We start from the raw sequence: 18,613 nt of genomic DNA on the forward strand, positions 1-18,613 counted from the left end.
AACAGAACAATTTTGACATTTATTTTACATCAAATATTTCATGCCATGAATGACCTAAAAAATAAAAGCGCTTAAACTTGTATCTTTTTAAATTACATACAAGACAAGGGTAATAACAACAACCAAATTATTATCATATTTTCGAGTATGTACATTACTCAGATTTTATACTATGCGAACATTTATATTTAATTCAACAACTTAAACTAGCGAATAAAAATCGAACTTTTATTATAGTTAAGAACACATAAATCCCAAAATAGTCACCCTTGCATACAATCTATTTCCTAAAGAGCATTTTAATTATACTATTTAATAGCTTCCTTGTTCCATAGACCTTAACAAACAAACTAATCGATGTAATTATGATTAACAACAAGAAATGGTAGCCATAAGGTGATTCAATTCTCTTGTGATAAATGAATAGCCAGTAATATGTGTTTAGTAGCGTAATTCTTCTATTTTCAAGAGTAGTTTTAGACCAGATTCCTGATGAGTGCTCTCGATATGCTGCAGGTAAGACTTCTTTTTGAAACTTTGCCTTACCATACATACCTAACACTGAACAGAAAAATGTATCACCATTAACCACTTTACTAATTTCATTGTATTGCGGAATGTCAACGTTTCGATAAACCCATGATAATGTTAACAAGTATCCCTTGCACCTAGAAAGTTCTGATTCAGACAAATCTCTTTTGTGTCTATCAGGGAGTTTCGAATGGTTTATAACTTTGTTATCGCCATTAATAACAATTGCATCGTGACAGCTAATAATATATTCCGAATTTTCCTCAAGAAATGTAACTTGCTTCTCCAATTTCTCGACATCGCACCAAAAATCATCTCCTTCACAAATTGCTATATACCTACCTTTTGCCTTTTTTTTGCAAATATCAAAAGGCTTAACGCCTTTGCTATATTGATTTTCATCTGGAAGTATAAGGTTTATTATTTCTGGGTAATTTTTTTCATATTCTTTAAGAATGCTTCGAGTATTATCTTGAGAAAGATCATCATGAATAATAACTTCGAACCTATATTTTGTTTCTTGAGAAAGAATAGAATTTAGAGTGTCTGATATAAATCTCTCATGATTGTACGAAATGCACAGTATGGATATAACTATTTCTCTGTCACACCAACGTGACATTATATCAGACTCTTTTTTTGGCTTTGGTGGTGTCAACACTTCTTTCATCATAATATTACTGGTGTCAAGTCCTTAGATACTACAACTGCATTATCTATCTCAACAAATTCTTGCTTAGTACCGTTGCCAACTAGCCATTCGACAATTTGCTTAGGAATATCAGCCCCTGCCAAATGAGAAAATGGGTATTGACCGCCAAAACGGGCATTCATCTCCAATACATAATATTGGCCGTCTTGTTCCAAACAGTCCGTATCCAGTACAGCAATATGCCCCAGACTTTCAGAAAGTCTTTTCCCTATCGCTTCAAGCTTCTCACTGTTTAAGGTTATCGCTTGATCCGTTTCACCAGAGCGCATTGCAAGCTTTTGCTTACACAAAGTCGTGACGTAATTCTTATCAAGATCATTAATAACTTCGATTCCATACTCGGGTCCAGAAATACATTGTTGTATAAGAACCGATTGCTCAATATCACTCTCAGATTCATATTTCAGGTATGATGATTTAATCTCATTCGTCACTTTTTTGTAAAAAATGCTTAGCTCATCCATATCATCCGCTTTGTAAATACCAATTGACCCCATACCCCAGCGAGGCTTTACAATCAGCGGAAACGATAAATTCTCGATATCGTCATGAGCGTTTTTTAGCGAAAGATATGTCTTAGGTGTCGCGATATTGTGGCTTATTAAAAATTGATATGTCTTCCATTTATCATTACATATTTCAATAACGGACTCATTGGAGACGACTACACGTATACCATTCCTTTCGAATTCACACTTGTGCTTAGATAATATTGGCAAGTCAACGTCAAATAATGAAATAATGGCTTGAATATCGTGTTTAAGACAATAGTTGACCAAATAATCGATATAACCTTCTGAGTATATTGGGGGGGTTATAGTAAAACCATCCGCTTGCTTCAAAGCATACGTCTCTATGCTATTGGCAGCGAAAACCTGGCCATTATGAGGCTTCAATGCATCTTTAAAATAATTGACTAAATAGGTTCTTCGACCTACGGAAGTTAACAGTATATTCATTCGTTAAGCCATTAAATTTAGTAATCCACCAGTATGCCAAAATAAAATTTTCGCATCTGACCTTACAACCTGATTTTTAATATAGTTTTCCATACCTAACCAAGCTTTCCCTGTATAGGTAGGGTCAAGAATGATCCCCGAACTTGTGGCGACAGACTTAATTAGACTCAGCAGGTCAGCATTCGTTTGTTCGTAACCACCACAGTTTGCCGAATCATCAAAGTTGATATCATCAAGATAACTGCTATCAAGGTTTTTATACCCAATAAACTCAGCAACTGAGTCTTTTACCGCTTCATAACCACGTTGTTTTTCTCGAGCAACACTAATGCCATAAACTTGGGCGCCAGGAAAGTAGTGCTTGAAACCGCAATGTAGTCCGGCCTGTGTTGCTCCGGTTCCGCTAGCAACAAACACTGCATCAAATTGGATATTTGTCTGTTCTTTTAACTCTTTAACTGCATCAAAATAGGCTAGCGTTCCTTCATAACAATGCCCTCCCCCCCAAATATAAAACGGAGAGTAGTCTAGCGAAGACCAGCGAAGCATTTCAGCGTCCATAACAGCAGCTACATCTTTCATTTCACAGTAGACTATTCGAACACCAAGAAGCTCTAATAGCTTCAAATTTCCTGATGATTTTTCTCTAGGCTCGGCATGAATAACTATCGTGCATTCCAACCCCAATTCTTTGCATCGAATTGCCGTTGCTCGAGTATGATTGGATTGAATCCCACCACAAGTTACGACTGCATTACATCCATCTGAAATACACTTTTCTAAAATGTATTTAGCTTTTCGTCCTTTATTACCACCACCAATAATTGGATATAGATCATCTCTTTTTACATATATTTCTTGCGTATTGATTAATACCTTATTAATTAATGTCATTATGTTTAGCTTCTAAATATTCTGCCTCAAGTTTTAGTAAATCTTTCTTGCGAGCTTTTAAATCCCTAGCAGGAATACCTGAATATATTCGCCATTCCTTTGTACTCTTTGTTACCATGGAACACGCACCAATGGCACAACCTTCACCTAAAACCACCCCTGGCAATACAATCGAATTAGCACCGATAATAACATGTTTCTTTATCAATACCGGTTTTGAAATTTTCTTTGGTTTGTAGTCATCTGGTACTGTTGGGTTAGTCAAGCTCACTCCACTATAATCATCAGAATCAGTAAATACTTTCACTCCATATGCTAATCCAGAAAAATCTTCCATCACGACACCAGCATCACAACCTGTGATATAGCTGTAAACTGCTAAATGTATGTTATTTCCTAAAGACACATTTCCAGACACAATACAAAAGTCATCAATTCTAACGTTATTACCTATAGAAATTTTTCCTGGGTTATAAAATCTCGCCATATCACTAATTTTGACATTTTGACCTATGCTTTTGAAACCAATACTCAGCAACTGCTCTCTGTTTAAATAACTCATTTATAAACTCCTATCAGGTCAACTATTTTTCTCAATTCTTCTTCTGTCAAATCTGCATGTATAGGTAAGCATATTATGCTGTTGGAAATTTCTTTTGAGTAAGGGAACTCTCTTTTAAATCTACTATATGCTTTGAAATCTGTAATGAGTGGATAAAAGTATTTCCTTGCTAAGATTCCATTTTCCTTGAGAGCATCAAATAATTCATCACGAGTCACACCCAACACTTCTTTATCAATGAGGATTGGGAAGTACGAGTGATTTAACTCTACATTCGACTCCGCTGTAAATGTGTTGATGCCATCTATAGGCGCTAAGCGTCGCTCGTAAAACTCTGCGACCTCTTTACGCTTGGCGAGCGCCTCATCAATGTGCTTTAACGTTGCCAAACCAAAAGCGGCTTGTATCTCGTTCATTTTGGCATTTGTCCCTAGGAGCGAGATTTGCGTCTCAGATTCAAATCCAAAGTTCTTCAGCCTATCCAGTTTATCTTTCATTTCTTGGGTATGGCAAACAATGGCTCCCCCCTCAATGGTGGAGTAGGCTTTGGTAGCATGAAAACTCAAAATCGACATGTCACCAAAATTCAAGACTGACTCTTCATTCTTTCTTACGCCAAATGCATGAGCCGCGTCGTATACCACTTTTAAGTTATGCTTATCCGCAATACTCTGAATAGCTTGATGATCACATGGGTTGCCATAAACATGCACAGGCAAGATCGCACACGTATTTTCTGTTATCGCCGCTTCGATTTGTGCAGGGGCGATATTAAAGGTATTTGGATCAATATCGACAAAGACTGGTGTTAGGTTGTTCAACATGATTGCGTGGCTTGTTGCAACAAAACTGTAAGGCGTCGTGATCACTTCCCCTTTTAGATCCAATGCCTGCAGAGCCGTTACTAACGCAAGCGTACCATTAGAAAACAAGCTAATAAATGGAACATCAAGGTATTCACAAAGTGCTTTCTCTAATTCCTGATGATAATGGCCATTGTTCGTTAACCATTTTCTAGACCAAATATCTTCAAGATAAGGGGTCAATTCATCTAATGGCGGAAGTAGAGGAGAAGTTACCGTTATTTTCGTCATATTATCTGTTTTTTTTCTTTAAAAGAGCCGAAAGTACATGTTGATATAAATCATTTTGAAATACTTTCACACTCAGAATATATAATGGAATTGCAATAAAAAGTGTTAATAAAGTTATCACTATACTATTTATTGCAACGATTTCAGCAATCATTCTACTTAGTATGCATACAGAAAAGCTAAGTAGCCAAATGGGGAGCAATCCTCTGAGTTGAGAAATCAACGTGAGCTTGCCCAATTTCCCGTTATAATAGGTGTTGATTAGTAGAGATATATGAGACTGCACCACAACACCAATACAAATAGCAGTAACCCCTAGTGGAACTGTAATGAATAATATTGAAGTTGTGATGACCTTTTTAATAATCTCTAATTTTAAAAATAAGTCTGAACGCCCTTTTACTTTGAGGTAATTTAAGTTAATGGCATGTATTGGATAGAGTATTAGACCAAAAGCTAATATACTCACTAATATAGCAGCTGGCTCCCAAACTTCACCTAATATCATAGGCAATAAGATATCAGCCAGTATCGCTAAACCCATTAACAACGGAAAGATAATAGCAGCCGCTAAACGCAAGGTTAGCAAGTAAGCAGCATTGAGTTTTTCCGGGTGCTCTTGCATTTCACTGAGCATTGGGTAGGTGACCCGTTGAATAATCGCTGTAAACGTTTGAGCCGGCACTTTCGCTAATTGATTTGCCTGAGTAAAATGCCCTACATCGACAGCGTTAAACTGTTTACCAATGATTAACTGGTAAATATTCTGATAAATACTATCAATCAGTCCAGACACAAGAAGTTTAGAGCCAAAACCAAAAAGTTCGTTAAATGATTTTAGCGAAGGACCGAGTGTTGGCCGCCAACGATAAATTAGGTTTATAAGGACGGCGTTCGCGAAGGCAAACGTAAGCGTCTGGGCCACGAGTGACCAAACCCCATAGCCATGATACGCCATTAAGAGGCCAACGACGCTGCTAATCAAAACCGATAATACAGACGCTTTAGCTTGCGTCTTAAAATCCATTTCTATCGTCAGTTTCGCCTTGGGGATAACTGTGAACGCGTTAATGATCACGACAAACCCAATCCACCTCATTAGTGAGTTGAGTTCAGGTTGCTCATAAAACGTGGCGATCATGGGGGCGCAAGCATAGAGCAATGCATAACATAATAATGAAACAGCAATATTGAAATAGAATGCTGTTGCGAAGTCATGCTCGGTTCTGTCAAGCTTGCGAATAAGCGCAGAACTCATGCCACTATCAACAAATACCTGACTAATTGCAATAAATACGGCAAGCATTCCTATTAAGCCAAATGCACTCGGACCTAGTAAACGTGCGAGTATTAACATCACTAATAACTGAACTAGCTGTGTCGTTAAGCGTTCAATCGCACTCCACTTTAGGCCTGTGGTCACTTTTTGTTTTAAGTTCGGCATTGACTAATCTTTCAATAGTGCTGATAAGTACTTTCCATAGTCATTCTTGCTCATCAACTTAGCCTTTTCTTCCACTCCTGTACGGCTCAACCAATTCTGGTTATAAGCAATCTCTTCTAAGCACGCAATTTTATAGCCTTGGCGCTTTTCTATCGTTTCCACAAATTGAGCAGCTTCAAGCAAGCTTTCATGTGTACCTGTATCTAGCCAAGCGTAACCTCGGCCAAGCATTTCCACGTTAAGCTTGCCTTTATTAAGATACATTTCATTAAGTGTCGTGATCTCTAGCTCCCCCCTATCTGAGGGTTTAACTTCCTTGGCTAACTCAATTACCTGGTTGTCATAAAAATAGAGACCTGTCACGGCATAGTGGCTTTTCGGTTGAGATGGCTTCTCCTCAATAGAGATCGCCTTTCTATTCTCATCAAACTCAACCACACCAAAACGCTCAGGATCTTTTACTTGGTAACCAAATACCGTTGCTCCTTTCCCTTGCTTGGCATTCTCAACCGCACTTTTTAATTTCGGAGTAAAATTGGGCCCCCAAAAAATATTGTCCCCCAATACTAAGCAAACCGAATCTTGTCCAATGAACGATTCTCCAATAACAAAAGCCTGCGCAAGGCCATCGGGACTTGGTTGAATCGCATATTGAAGCTTAATACCAAAAGCAGATCCATCGGCAAGTAAGCGTTTAAAGCTGTCTTGGTCTTCTGGTGTCGTGATAATTAGAACATCTCGAATGCCCGCAAGCATTAGTACTGACAGCGGGTAATAGATCATTGGTTTATCGTAAACGGGAAGTAACTGCTTTGAAATGCCCTGGGTAATTGGGTAGAGACGTGTGCCCGAACCACCAGCGAGAATAATACCTTTCATGTATTCTAGGTCCTAGGTTGGCAGGTCCTAAGCTCTAGGAAAAACCAAGAGCTAAGAACCAAAACAATGGAAAAATGCTAGAGTGCTTAGTTAGCACCAAGACGTTCGCGAGAATAGGAACCGTCAAGGACTCGAGACCACCATTCTTGGTTATTCAGATACCATTCCACGGTTTTACGAATACCTGATTCAAACGTTTCCTCTGGCTTCCATCCAAGTTCACGCTCAATTTTTGACGCATCAATCGCATAGCGAACATCGTGGCCAGGGCGGTCCGTGACATAAGTAATGAGGTCAAGGTATTGCTCAACACCAAGTGGCTTATTTGGCACCAATTCTTCTAGCAAGTCACAAATGGTTTTCACCACTTCAATATTGGCTTTTTCGTTATGACCACCAATGTTGTAGGTCTCACCTACCACACCTTCGGTTACCACTTTATAGAGTGCACGGGCGTGATCTTCTACAAACAACCAATCGCGGATTTGCATGCCATCACCATAAACAGGCAGCGCTTTCCCTTCTAGAGCATTTAAGATCATCAGCGGGATGAGCTTTTCAGGGAAATGGTAAGGTCCATAGTTGTTTGAGCAGTTAGTCACAATGACTGGTAAACCATATGTGCGTAACCACGCTCGTACCAGATGATCGCTAGATGCTTTGGATGCAGAGTAAGGGCTTGAAGGCTCATAAGACGTCTCTTCTGTGAATAGCTCGTCTGTACCTTCTAAATCACCATACACTTCATCTGTAGAGATGTGATGGAAACGGAATGTCTTTTTTGCATCATGATCTAAGGTGTTCCAGTATGCTCGCGTTGCTTCAAGTAATACATAGGTGCCAACAATGTTAGTTTCAATGAATGCGGCTGGTCCATCAATAGAGCGATCAACGTGAGACTCTGCGGCTAGATGCATCACAGCATCAGGTTGGTGCTGTGCAAATACGCGATCAAGCTCAGAGCGATTGCAAATATCGACTTGTTCGAATGCATAGCGCTCATTATTTTTTATTTCATAAAGAGATTCTAGGTTGCCGGCATAGGTGAGTTTATCAACATTCACTGCACTATCAGTGGTATTGTTAATGATGTGACGAACGACTGCTGAGCCAATAAAACCAGCGCCGCCAGTGACGAGAATTTTCATAATATACTGCTCTTTCTTGATATACGGGTCTAGGGTCTAGGGTCTAGGGTCTAGGGTCTAGGGTCTCAAAATTTTCGTTATTTCGGAAACCAAAGCGCACCAAAACAATTGCCACTCCAAGCAAACCTCCTAGCAATGTCCCTAGCACACAAATCAAGGCGCGCTTGGGGCTATCTTTCACCTCAGGTACAACTGCAGGGTCGAGTACCTTAAAGATAAATTCTTCTTGTACTTCTGCAAGCATCAAGCTTTTAGTTTGTTCTTCAATCAACTTATAAAACGTACTTTGCATATCAGCCACAGCGGTTTTTTGTAGCTGAGTATTTAAATAGGCCAGGTTTTGTGAAGTTTCAGCAATCGTACGTTCACGCATTACTTTGTTGATATCTTCAACCAACCAATTCACCCATTGCTGAGCTACGTATGGAGAGTAGTATTTTACTGAAACGGTGTATAAACCACTCTCTTTGTCTTGGTTAATACTCAACACTTCTTTATTGAATACTTCAAACGCTTCTTGCGCGGTTGGTATTACGCCACGCATACCATTAGGCTCACGTAACCACTCTCCTGTCTTTGGGTTATAAAGCTCTTCATTTAAAATGAGTGTATTGTTCGCTAAATCCCAATCTTTTGCCGCCATTAAAGGGACGAGCAAATCATGCTTTTTGATGAATGCTTCAATAAATTGGCGAGACTTCATTACTTGCACAGCTAAATCTGTTTGAGAAGATTCACCGGCACCCAAGTTAACACCTGCTAGTGCCGCAAGACCACCTAATTGACCAGCCATTTTTGACAAGCCTCCACCATTCGAGCTTTCAGCTGGTGCTAATAGAGCATCGGCTTTGTAGATGTTTGGTAGGCTTAGGGCGTAAAGTACTGCACCCACGGCAAAGGCAAATGTTGTCGCAATGATGATCCACTTTCCTTTCCATAATGCGCCAAACAGTTCGCGTAAGTCGATTTCATCATCAATTGATTGTTGGGAATTTGGTGGGTACGGTAGATAGTTTGGATTGGGTTCTTTTTGGGGTTCCATTGGTCTTTAATCCTAAGCTCTGAGGTTCGTTGTATTGGACTCAGAGGTTGGTGAAACTTGATAGATTAATTTCACTTTCAACATTCAGCCATGCAGCAACTAGATTCCTAGTCTCGCTTCGGCTCGCTGGAATGACAGGTTGTTAAGGTGACTAATACCGTTAAGGTACTTTCAGCAATATTTATTGCATTAGGTTAGTCGTACTAACTAGAGGAGCTTATGCGACTTAAACAATCACATAAGCTCTCACTACTAATGAGTTTTAAACCTTGTTTAACGGCTGAAAGTTACTTATTAATACCTTACTTCAGCGCGTTGATTGCTACACCTGTTTGGTAAAGAATCTGCGTGGCAGCGGTCCAAGTACTTAGTGCATCGCGGTAGTCGGTATCAATTGGCACAACAATTGTGTCGCCCGCTTTTAGCTCTTCATGGTTGTTACCGAACCAGTAGCCTGATGTAGGTTTGTAAACCGAGCCGTCTGCGCGTACAACGAAGATACGGTCTTCGTCTGCTTGTTTTTTCGCGCCACCAGCTTTGTTCAAGTAATCATCCACATCTAGCTTGTTATCCAATAGATATGTAATTGGAACTTGAACTTCACCCATGATCGAAACCGTGTTTCGAAAAGTTGGCACAAATAGGAAGTCACCGTCTTCTAGCATAAAGTCGGCAGAACGCTCCTCTTTTAGGATACGATTAAGCTGTACGACCATACGTCCAAGGGCTTTACTACGACTTGCTTCTTCAACAAACTTGAGTGTTTTATCTGGGTCAGAAATCACCGAGCCCATGTTGCTGTCTGCGCGGAAGGTTTTCTTCGCTGTTTCTGCTCGCATATCTGCGGCATATTGGTTTAATAGCTTTTGCTCTTTAAGGCGTAAAGCCTCACGAGTAAAAATAGCCCCTTGCGGATGTGCAAATTCGGTTAGACCACCAGCACGTTCAAGTAACTCGCCTAAGGTCTCTCCTTGACGGACAGTATAAGTACCAGGGAAGCGAACTTCGCCTTGCAACGTTACTGTGCTTTGCAGTTTGACATTTGGCTTCTCAAGAATGTTTAGGCGATCACGACCAGCAATAACGACATCGTCAGCAGAGCTACCCTTGATAGCTTGGCGTAAATCAATACGCTCAACATCAATAGAAGCGCGCTCATCTCTACTGTTTATTACTGTACGAGCTAACTCGGCGTTAATGGTGAATGCGTCATAAGTTAGACCACCAGCAGCTTCAATCAAGGTAGAAATCGTCATACGTGGGGTAATTGGGTAACGTCCTGGGTGTTTTACCTCACCGAAGACTTCTGCAATCTGCGGAGCTAAACCCAAACGCGATTGCTGTTGAAGCTGTAGCAGAACAGGAGCAAGTAACGTGCGGCGCGTATTTTGTTTTAATGCTTCAAAGTCTTCTTTGGTAATTTCTTTACCACGGAATATGATTTTCGGCTGTTCTGATTCTTCAGTTGAAGATAGCCCCTTCGACATATTGTCTGTCGCTGAAGGTATTGCAACAGAAGAGCTCATAACTTCTTGCTCTTTTTGTTGATCCAGCTCGGCTTTAAACTGTGCTTGCTCAAGCGTTTTCGCTTTCGTAACCGTATCTTGATTTGCAAGGGTATCTAAATCTTCATTATTGAAACGGTTAAATACCAGCACTCGGTCACGTGAGTTTAACTTTAGGTTATCTTTGCCGCTCGGCGAAAGAATCGCGTTAGCAAGGTTAATTTGATAAACCTCGATGTCACGTTGTGGGTTAATCTCACGAACAACTACAGCATAGTTTACATCTGCAGTAGAATTAAATGAGGTATCAACGGATTGGAATAAGTCTGCGATTCGCAGACCGTTCTTCCACTCAATAAAGCCGGGATGACGAACATCACCTTCAATTTGTACGTAACGAGTCAATTCTTCACTCTTCTTCAGTACATTAACGGCGTCACCATCTTTGACTTTAGTTTGCTGGTCATGTGACTGGCTAAAGTTCAGTGTTAATACATCGCGAGAACCTTTCGCTGCATAACGCTTCACTTCAATTTGATCGCTATAAGCGTTAGCGGTAAAACCGCCAGCCATTTGAATCGCTTGCTTATAGGTTTCACCTGGTTTGATTTCATAGATTGCGGGGCGGTTTACTTCACCATCAATTGAAATCGTGTTACCCAATGCGCCGATGAAGACCACGTCTCCTGGTAATAAGCGAATGTCGTTACGCGCATCACCTTTAAGTAACAGGTCGTACATATCAAGTTTACGAATAACCTGACCATTACGCTTAAGTTGCACGTTACGCAGGGCACCACTCTCACTAAAGCCACCACTGTAATAAATCGCTTGAGAGATTGTGGTTAGTGCACTAACTGTGTAAGCACCTGGTTTGTACGCATCACCCATAACAAAAACTTGCATGGTGCGCATTTCACCTAGCGAAATGTCGCTGCGCACACCAATCATTTGCTCTTTTACTCGCTGGTTTAGAGAATCACGCACATTAGAGAATGCCATGCCGGCCACGTGAACAGGACCAAGGGAAGGGAAGTTGATGATGCCTGCACGATTAACACGAAGACGATGCGTTGTGTTCTCTTTACCAAAAAGTTGGATAACGATTTCATCACCAGCTCCTACCGTGTAGTCAGCAGGCACAGGTACATCACTAATTGGTGCAAACGTCGTCGGTGAACCAGCAAATAAATCTAGACCAAAACGCTTTAAACCTTGTTCACCTTTTTCTGAGTCTTCTGAGTCGTTAGCTTTTGCCTCAATAGCACTACTAGCAGCCGGGCGTTGCTCAATCACTTGAGGGTTCTGATAACTACTTGGCTGAGAAGAAGCGCCGGAAGGAATAGAGATACCATACTTACTCGCCAATGCTTGTTGCTGGTTTGCTGGCAAGTTCTGAAACATTTGAATTTGTTCTGGGGTTGGAGTCTGCGCATGAGTAAGTGGCGCAAATAGGCTTGCTAGAATGCAAGCACCTATCGAGAAATATCCTTTGAGCATGATAATTCGCTATTTAAAGTCAGGAGTTAAAAATCCTAGCCACAAAACTAGGCGCTAGGTCTTTAATTAAAATCGGTGTTGAAAGCCAAGAGTAAGTGCGTTCAAGCGTGCCTGGTCTTCAGATGTGCTATCAACAAACTCAAAAATAACTGCATTCTGCTTGCCCAAAGCATAATGCATACCTAAGCCAAAGCTAAAGCCTTGATCTTTATTAGGGCCTACATTTTGTTGGTCGATCTGGACACTAGAATAACCGGCAAGTCCGTAAAGTGCTACACGCTCGGAGACAGGCATATTCAACTTAATAAAACCACTCGCAAGACTATCTACTGCAAGTCCGCTATCTCGTTGTACAGAAGTTCCGTAACGTGCTTCAAAAGCGAGGTAATCATTGAAGAAGTAACCAGCTTGCGCTTGAAGAAGGAAAGGGTTTCCCTCGGTTACTGGAGAAGAGGAATGATGAAATTCAGCGTTAGAGTAACTTACTAACGCACCAGCATAAAAATCTGCTGAGGCAGAAAATGAGCACAAGCCTAAGCTGATTGCACTCAACGCCCCTAGCCATGGTCGTTTATTAATCACGTAAGTGTTCCTTGGGTGTCGACTGACCGCTGCACATTATGAACGACGCGCGCAGTGAATGTCTGTTAACTTTTTTCAATTTCGCTTGTGCGTTTACACGCTACCGCCCGGCGGCATTACGCGTTAGCCACTGTTCGCTGATTCCCGATTCATTCGGTTTATTGATATAAACATTCTTTTTAAGCCTCACTTTTGCGACTAACCGTTCAAAAAAACAATCTTTTATAAACGCAACACAAAAGCTGGCAAATTATGCATGTATTAGCGCAAAACAGCAAGGGGGCAAAAACGTCTCAGATTTCTGTTTATGGTTCGTAAATTCTCACGAATGAGAAAAACACTGGCTGCCAGCCTCTTAAAACAGAACACAACTACGGATGCATTGAGTAAAAAATGTGAACGTTTGCGTAAATTCAGAGGTGACCGTAAATAACGCAGTCGAAGACGCATTTTGATTCAGTACAAATATCAAACCTAAGCAGTTCTCTCTTCTCAATTCCCAGTTTTGCAACAATCCTTCTTTACATTAGGCAAATTCACATAGGAAACTGTTTACATGCTGATTGTTTTTTAACTAAAATGAACGATGGTATGTTCTAAACAGACCAAACATCGATGTTTTAAAATCTGAAATACAAGGATTAATAATGAAGAACACAGCTCTAGCTATTCTTATGGCTCTAAGCGCATCAACTGCATTTGCAGCTGAAGAAGCAGGTTCTGCTGGTGCAGCATCTGCGTCTGCAACTGGTACAACTGCAGTAGCGGTAGGTGCAGCAGCAGCAGTAACTGTAGTAGCGGTTGCAGCGTCAGACAGCGATTCAACGTCTACTTCTACTTCTACTTCTACTTCAGTAACTAAATAATTTTTTAGTTTTGTAGATATGGAAACAATCGCCCTGATCTATTCAGGGCGATTTTATTTGTAATGAGGGAATGATGAACACCTTTCTATCGCTAAAATGGATGCGCTTATTGATTGCCCTACCTTTACTGAGCTCAATCTTCGGCTGTACACAAAAATTTAATGACGTATCCGCGACAGTCCAAGAAGCTTATGGCAACTATATCGATGTCGAACTAACACCAGAAGAAATTGAAGCGGTTCCTTATGCCAGTGCGTACTTAAAAATTGGTGACCAAAAACAGGTCTTCGTAGTGTTGGCCTTTGCTGAGCAAAACCCATTAACCGGCAATACCCAGTTAAAGTGGGTAAGTGCAGACAAGGCAATGGTGGTAACAGAGAACGGTCATATCGTTAAAACCATTGGTTTACAAACGACCAATCTAGCGGGTATTTATGGCAACGTTCCTGCCTACTCAGCGCACTCTATGCAATATTTTCTTTCTTACGATTGGGCTGACAAATACCGTTATGGGTTCCCGGCTAAAGTCCAACGTTCTCGTCAAGGTAAAGAAACCGTCATAACCCCTATTTCATCTACCTCTACTGATGTTTATACCGAGGTTGTAACGTTTACCAGCTTAGAAAAAAGTGTAGAGAACCAATACTGGTTAAACGGTAAAGGAGAAGTAGTGAAAACACGTCAGCACTTAGGTCCAAACATGGTGCCTGTTGAACTGACGATTTTGAAAGGGTACAGCAAATCATGAATAAGCGACTGCTATCTTTATTAAGCCTAAGTTTAACGGCAACGATTCTGGCGACACCTACTACCATTCAAGCTCAAAATCACACCTCACCACCGCTCAATATAGAACTTGTCGGAACGGGCAAAGCATTACAATTCCAACAAGCGGCACGTTTAGAGAGCGTACTTAAGCATGCACAAGAACAACAAATCGCCCTGCAATACCCTTTAGCTGTGACTCTATTTGATAATTCCGAATCAGCAGTGCAAAGAAGTACTGCCTTAAAGAATTCGGTGTTAAACCAAATGATTCAACATAATTTAGTTGCGCACCCATTTTACAAGTTTATCCAACGAAGCCAGTTTGCACCTCGCGTGCTGTCGGCCATTGATGTTGATCGCATCCGTCTGGATAAATTTGATAACCCTCTTTTACAAGGTCAACTTGCGTTAAGTGCACCAAAACGCAAAGAGAAAGTGTTGTATGTGGGTAACTTAGAAAAAGTCTACGCAGTAGAAAACCAAGCGGGTATCGCTCTGCATGAACAGGTCGATAATCTACGTTCAGGTGATATTGGTGAGCTCGCCTATCCGCCAATTCTAATTTACCCGGATGGCAAGGTTATTCATCCTCACCATGGCAGTTGGTTAACCACTCAATATTACTTGCCGCCACTTACCATTGTGTATATCCCATTTGATGAGTTCGAAAAATCACAAATGGATAAAGACATTGTCGCTCTGCTTGCACAACGTAAACCAACCTCATCGAAGAACTAGACATGAACCTGATCAGAACCAGTTTATCCCTTTCTTTAATGGGTCCAGCGTTGGTGTGGGCTCAAGACATACCTTTTGAAGTGCCGCCATTGCAACCATCACAAATGGACTTTGGTGGTGTCGGCTTAATGCAGATGCCTACAGGTCGTATGGCACCTGAAGGCGAGTTTAACTTTGCTATTACCGGTAGCGACGAGTACCTATTTTACAATGTGACTTTGCAAGTGATGCCATGGCTAGAAACGACCATTCGTTACACCATGGTGAACGATCTTTTCTACAGTAACGATCCGAGCTTTTCGGGTGATACCAAGTACACCGACAAGGGAATCGACTTTAAAGTTCGCTTGTTAGAAGAATCCGAGTACCTGCCAGAGCTTTCGGTTGGTGTGCGTGACTTTGCAGGCACCGGTCTTTTTGATGGTGAGTTTGTTGCTGCGACAAAGCGTTACTCTAACCCAAACCTTGGTACCTTTGATTTCACTTTAGGTATGGGCTGGGGCTACTTAAGTACGCGCGACAACATCAGCAACCCAGCTTGTAAGCTGTCCGATAGTTTCTGTGCACGCCCTTCTGATTACAAAGGTAATGGTGGTAGTGTGGATTTTGAACGTTGGTTCAAAGGTTCTGCTGCACTCTTTGGTGGTGTCGAGTATCAAACTTTGCATGCGCCACTGCGATTTAAGCTTGAATACGACAGCAACGATTACAGCGAAGATTTCCCAGTGGTACGTGGTGGTGTAGACATGACACCTCATACGCCTTGGAACTTTGGTGTTCTATATCGTTTAGGACATATGGCAGATTTGCGCTTGAGCTACGAGCGCGGAGATACGTTAGTTGCTGGCGTGAGTCTTTACACTAACTTCAATGATATGCCGTCTTTCTGGCGAGATACACCAACACCAGAAGTTGAAGACAAGCAACCAGAACAACTGTCTGATGTAGATTGGGAACGTGTTACTGAGGAGCTAGATAAGATTGCTGGCTACCAAAATACCCAACTCTATGTTGAAGATAATACCATTTCGGTTGTCGGCGAGCAGAAAAAGTATCGTGATCGCAAAGAAGCTCATGAAAAAGCGGCGGCAGTCCTTTATAACGAAATGCCAGACAACATTGATACCTTTACTATCAATGAACGCAGTCGTGGTCTGATCGGCGATCAAACGGTTATCTCCAAAGAGAAATACCGTGACTTTGCAGAAGTTAACTACATCAATCCAAATATCGAAGATGCAACATCGACCTCGAGCGATAAACCGCAAGGTAAACCTGCTTACGATGGTTTTGAGCGCTTTGATTGGGGCTTTTCACCAAAACTGGCTCAGACCTTAGGCAACCCAGAAGAGTTCTATCTGTTCAGTGTCGGTTTAAGTGGTAGCGCGTCTTACTGGCTGACAGATAACCTAGAAATTGGTGGCTCGCTATACTGGGATTGGTACAACAACTACGACAAGTTTAACTACGTCACCCCACCAGACGGCACTTCGATTCCTCGTGTACGTACCATGTTCCGTGCTTATCAAAATGAACACGCGGTAACCATGTCCAACCTACAGTTAACTTGGTTCCAAGAGTATTCAGATACCATGGACCAGCAATTCTACGCGGGCTATCTGGAGAGCATGTTTGCCGGAGTCGGTACCGAGTTTCTTTACCGACCACAAGGAGCTAACTGGGCGATTGGCGCTGACGTCAACTTAATTTCTCAACGTGATCCACAAAGTTACTTCGGTGTTTACGATGAGAAATGGCAAAATGTGCCAGAATATGGACGTCCGTTCCAAGTTGTAGATAAAGGCTTTACTGGTTTTGTGTCGGGTTATTACTACCCTCAATGGGATTTCCTACAAGATTTGATGATTCAAGTTGATGTTGGTCAGTTCCTAGCGGGTGATATCGGTACACAAGTGAATGTATCTAAACAGTTCAAGAGTGGTGTCATTGCAGGTGCATTCGCATCAATCAGTGATTTGTCGGCTGACGAATTCGGTGAAGGTAGCTTTACTAAAGGCTTCTACATTTCGATTCCATTCGACATCATGACCGTTAAGCCAAGCAACAACCGTGCGTTCTTTAGCTGGCAACCATTGACTCGCGATGGCGGTCAGAAGCTAGGTCGTAAGTACAGCTTGATTGAGCTGACGGATGAGCGTAATCCTTGGTATCAACGCCCAAATACGTCAAACGCTAAATAACAGCCTACTTGAGGGAGCTTCGGCTCCCTTTTGTTTATTCCTCCCCCAAGTGCTCTATACCTTTCCTTTTCCTTCCAATAGCGCTAATTTCTGTTTCTTGCTAGAATTCCTGAGAAAATTTTAATCTATGGTGGAAGTCTTATGATCATCGTAACTGGTGGTGCTGGCATGATCGGCAGCAACATTGTTAAAGCACTAAACGAAACTGGTATTAACGATATCCTGGTTGTCGACAACCTAAAAAATGGCAAAAAGTTTAAGAACTTAGTTGATCTGGACATCACAGATTACATGGATCGTGACGACTTTCTGACCCAAATTATGGCGGGCGATGATTTTGGTCCGATTGAGGCAATTTTCCACGAAGGTGCTTGTTCTGCAACGACTGAGTGGGATGGTAAGTACATGATGCTAAACAATTACGAGTACTCTAAAGAGCTGCTGCATTACTGTTTAGATCGCGAGATTCCATTCCTATACGCTTCTTCAGCAGCCACTTACGGCGATACAGAGACTTTCGTTGAAGAACGCGAATACGAAGGCGCACTGAATGTATACGGTTACTCGAAACAGCAGTTTGATAACTACGTTCGTCGCCTATGGCAAGACGCTGAAGAACATGGTGAGACCCTTTCTCAAATCACTGGCTTCCGCTACTTCAACGTATATGGCCCACGTGAAGACCACAAAGGTAGCATGGCATCAGTTGCGTTCCACCTAAACAACCAACTTAACGCAGGTGAAAATCCTAAATTGTTCGCGGGCAGCGAATCATTCAAACGCGACTTCGTTTACGTTGGTGATGTATGTAAAGTTAACCTGTGGTTCTTAGAAAACGGCGTATCAGGCATTTTTAACTGTGGTACTGGCCGTGCTGAATCTTTTGAAGAGGTAGCAAAAGCAGTTATCAAGCATCATGGCAAAGGCCAAATTGAAACCATCCCATTCCCTGAGCACCTAAAAGGCGCTTACCAAGAATTCACACAAGCGGATCTGACCAAACTGCGCACCGCAGGTTGTGATGTTGAATTCAAGACAGTTGCAGAAGGCGTTGCCGAATACTTAACTATCCAAAACAGTTAAGCACCACAAGGTGGTAGAACCATAACCTGCCACCTTTACTCAAGTGCAATAGCCTGTATCATTTCTAACTATCTTTTTCTCATTTAAACCACTTCGCCCGTACAC

At 41.6% G+C, this 18,613-nt stretch carries 16 protein-coding genes; 5 read left to right on the forward strand and 11 right to left on the reverse strand.

Translation table 11 applies throughout. The annotated features are described in order from the left end of the window. Window positions 1-280: 280 nt before the first annotated feature. The 11 genes from R8O11_RS01460 to R8O11_RS01510 form a co-directional block, all read right to left on the reverse strand. Window positions 281-1,204 (reverse strand): glycosyltransferase family 2 protein, encoded by a 924-nt coding sequence (locus tag R8O11_RS01460; RefSeq protein WP_318193857.1) that lies wholly within the window; start codon window positions 1,202-1,204, stop codon window positions 281-283. After that, complete coding sequence (locus tag R8O11_RS01465) at window positions 1,201-2,202, reverse strand: ATP-grasp domain-containing protein (protein ID WP_318193858.1); 1,002 nt, start codon at window positions 2,200-2,202, stop codon at window positions 1,201-1,203. The genes R8O11_RS01460 and R8O11_RS01465 overlap by 4 nt, the downstream gene beginning before the upstream one ends. Before the next feature lie 3 nt (window positions 2,203-2,205). Beyond that, on the reverse strand, window positions 2,206-3,096 hold the full coding sequence (locus R8O11_RS01470) for a 1-aminocyclopropane-1-carboxylate deaminase/D-cysteine desulfhydrase (protein WP_318193859.1): 891 nt from the start codon (window positions 3,094-3,096) through the stop codon (window positions 2,206-2,208). Further along, on the reverse strand, window positions 3,083-3,658 hold the full coding sequence (locus R8O11_RS01475) for an acyltransferase (RefSeq protein WP_069549458.1): 576 nt from the start codon (window positions 3,656-3,658) through the stop codon (window positions 3,083-3,085). Before R8O11_RS01475 ends, R8O11_RS01470 begins: the two co-directional genes overlap by 14 nt. Beyond that, window positions 3,655-4,752, reverse strand: a complete 1,098-nt coding sequence (locus tag R8O11_RS01480) for a DegT/DnrJ/EryC1/StrS family aminotransferase (protein WP_318193860.1) — start codon at window positions 4,750-4,752, stop codon at window positions 3,655-3,657. The genes R8O11_RS01475 and R8O11_RS01480 overlap by 4 nt, the downstream gene beginning before the upstream one ends. Window position 4,753: 1 nt before the next feature. Continuing rightward, window positions 4,754-6,196 carry a lipopolysaccharide biosynthesis protein gene (locus tag R8O11_RS01485; protein WP_318193861.1) on the reverse strand — a complete coding sequence of 481 codons (1,443 nt, stop codon included), beginning with the start codon at window positions 6,194-6,196 and terminating at the stop codon, window positions 4,754-4,756. A gap of 3 nt (window positions 6,197-6,199) precedes the next feature. Then, complete coding sequence (rfbA, locus tag R8O11_RS01490; RefSeq protein ID WP_226083774.1) at window positions 6,200-7,075, reverse strand: glucose-1-phosphate thymidylyltransferase RfbA; 876 nt, start codon at window positions 7,073-7,075, stop codon at window positions 6,200-6,202. Between the two features lie 86 nt (window positions 7,076-7,161). Continuing rightward, complete coding sequence (rfbB, locus tag R8O11_RS01495) at window positions 7,162-8,223, reverse strand: dTDP-glucose 4,6-dehydratase (RefSeq protein ID WP_226083776.1); 1,062 nt, start codon at window positions 8,221-8,223, stop codon at window positions 7,162-7,164. 43 nt (window positions 8,224-8,266) lie between these two features. After that, a complete protein-coding gene (locus R8O11_RS01500) occupies window positions 8,267-9,265 on the reverse strand; it encodes a Wzz/FepE/Etk N-terminal domain-containing protein (protein ID WP_069548730.1) in 999 nt (332 codons plus the stop codon). A gap of 302 nt (window positions 9,266-9,567) precedes the next feature. Continuing rightward, the gene (locus R8O11_RS01505; protein ID WP_226083778.1) at window positions 9,568-12,270 is read right to left on the reverse strand and encodes an SLBB domain-containing protein; all 2,703 of its coding nucleotides are present in this window, start codon (window positions 12,268-12,270) and stop codon (window positions 9,568-9,570) included. A 66-nt stretch (window positions 12,271-12,336) separates the two neighbouring features. Next, a complete protein-coding gene (locus R8O11_RS01510) occupies window positions 12,337-12,852 on the reverse strand; it encodes a porin family protein (protein WP_238777848.1) in 516 nt (171 codons plus the stop codon). Window positions 12,853-13,499: 647 nt separating this feature from the next. On the opposite strand from R8O11_RS01510, the gene R8O11_RS01515 reads away from it, so the two are divergent. From R8O11_RS01515 to rfaD, 5 genes are all read left to right on the forward strand, one after another. Next, on the forward strand, window positions 13,500-13,718 hold the full coding sequence (locus R8O11_RS01515; protein ID WP_053349728.1) for a hypothetical protein: 219 nt from the start codon (window positions 13,500-13,502) through the stop codon (window positions 13,716-13,718). Between the two features lie 73 nt (window positions 13,719-13,791). After that, on the forward strand, window positions 13,792-14,466 hold the full coding sequence (locus R8O11_RS01520; RefSeq protein WP_226083795.1) for a YjbF family lipoprotein: 675 nt from the start codon (window positions 13,792-13,794) through the stop codon (window positions 14,464-14,466). Continuing rightward, window positions 14,463-15,224, forward strand: coding sequence for a capsule biosynthesis GfcC family protein (locus R8O11_RS01525; protein WP_226083780.1), 762 nt, complete (start codon window positions 14,463-14,465; stop codon window positions 15,222-15,224). The genes R8O11_RS01520 and R8O11_RS01525 overlap by 4 nt, the downstream gene beginning before the upstream one ends. Window positions 15,225-15,226: 2 nt before the next feature. After that, window positions 15,227-17,425: a YjbH domain-containing protein gene (locus R8O11_RS01530; protein WP_318193862.1), complete on the forward strand. Its 2,199-nt coding sequence runs from the start codon at window positions 15,227-15,229 to the stop codon at window positions 17,423-17,425. 141 nt (window positions 17,426-17,566) lie between these two features. Then, window positions 17,567-18,508: an ADP-glyceromanno-heptose 6-epimerase gene (gene rfaD / locus R8O11_RS01535; RefSeq protein ID WP_046874091.1), complete on the forward strand. Its 942-nt coding sequence runs from the start codon at window positions 17,567-17,569 to the stop codon at window positions 18,506-18,508. The last annotated feature ends 105 nt before the right edge of the window (window positions 18,509-18,613 follow it).

This window comes from Vibrio sp. 1288 (assembly GCF_033344475.1).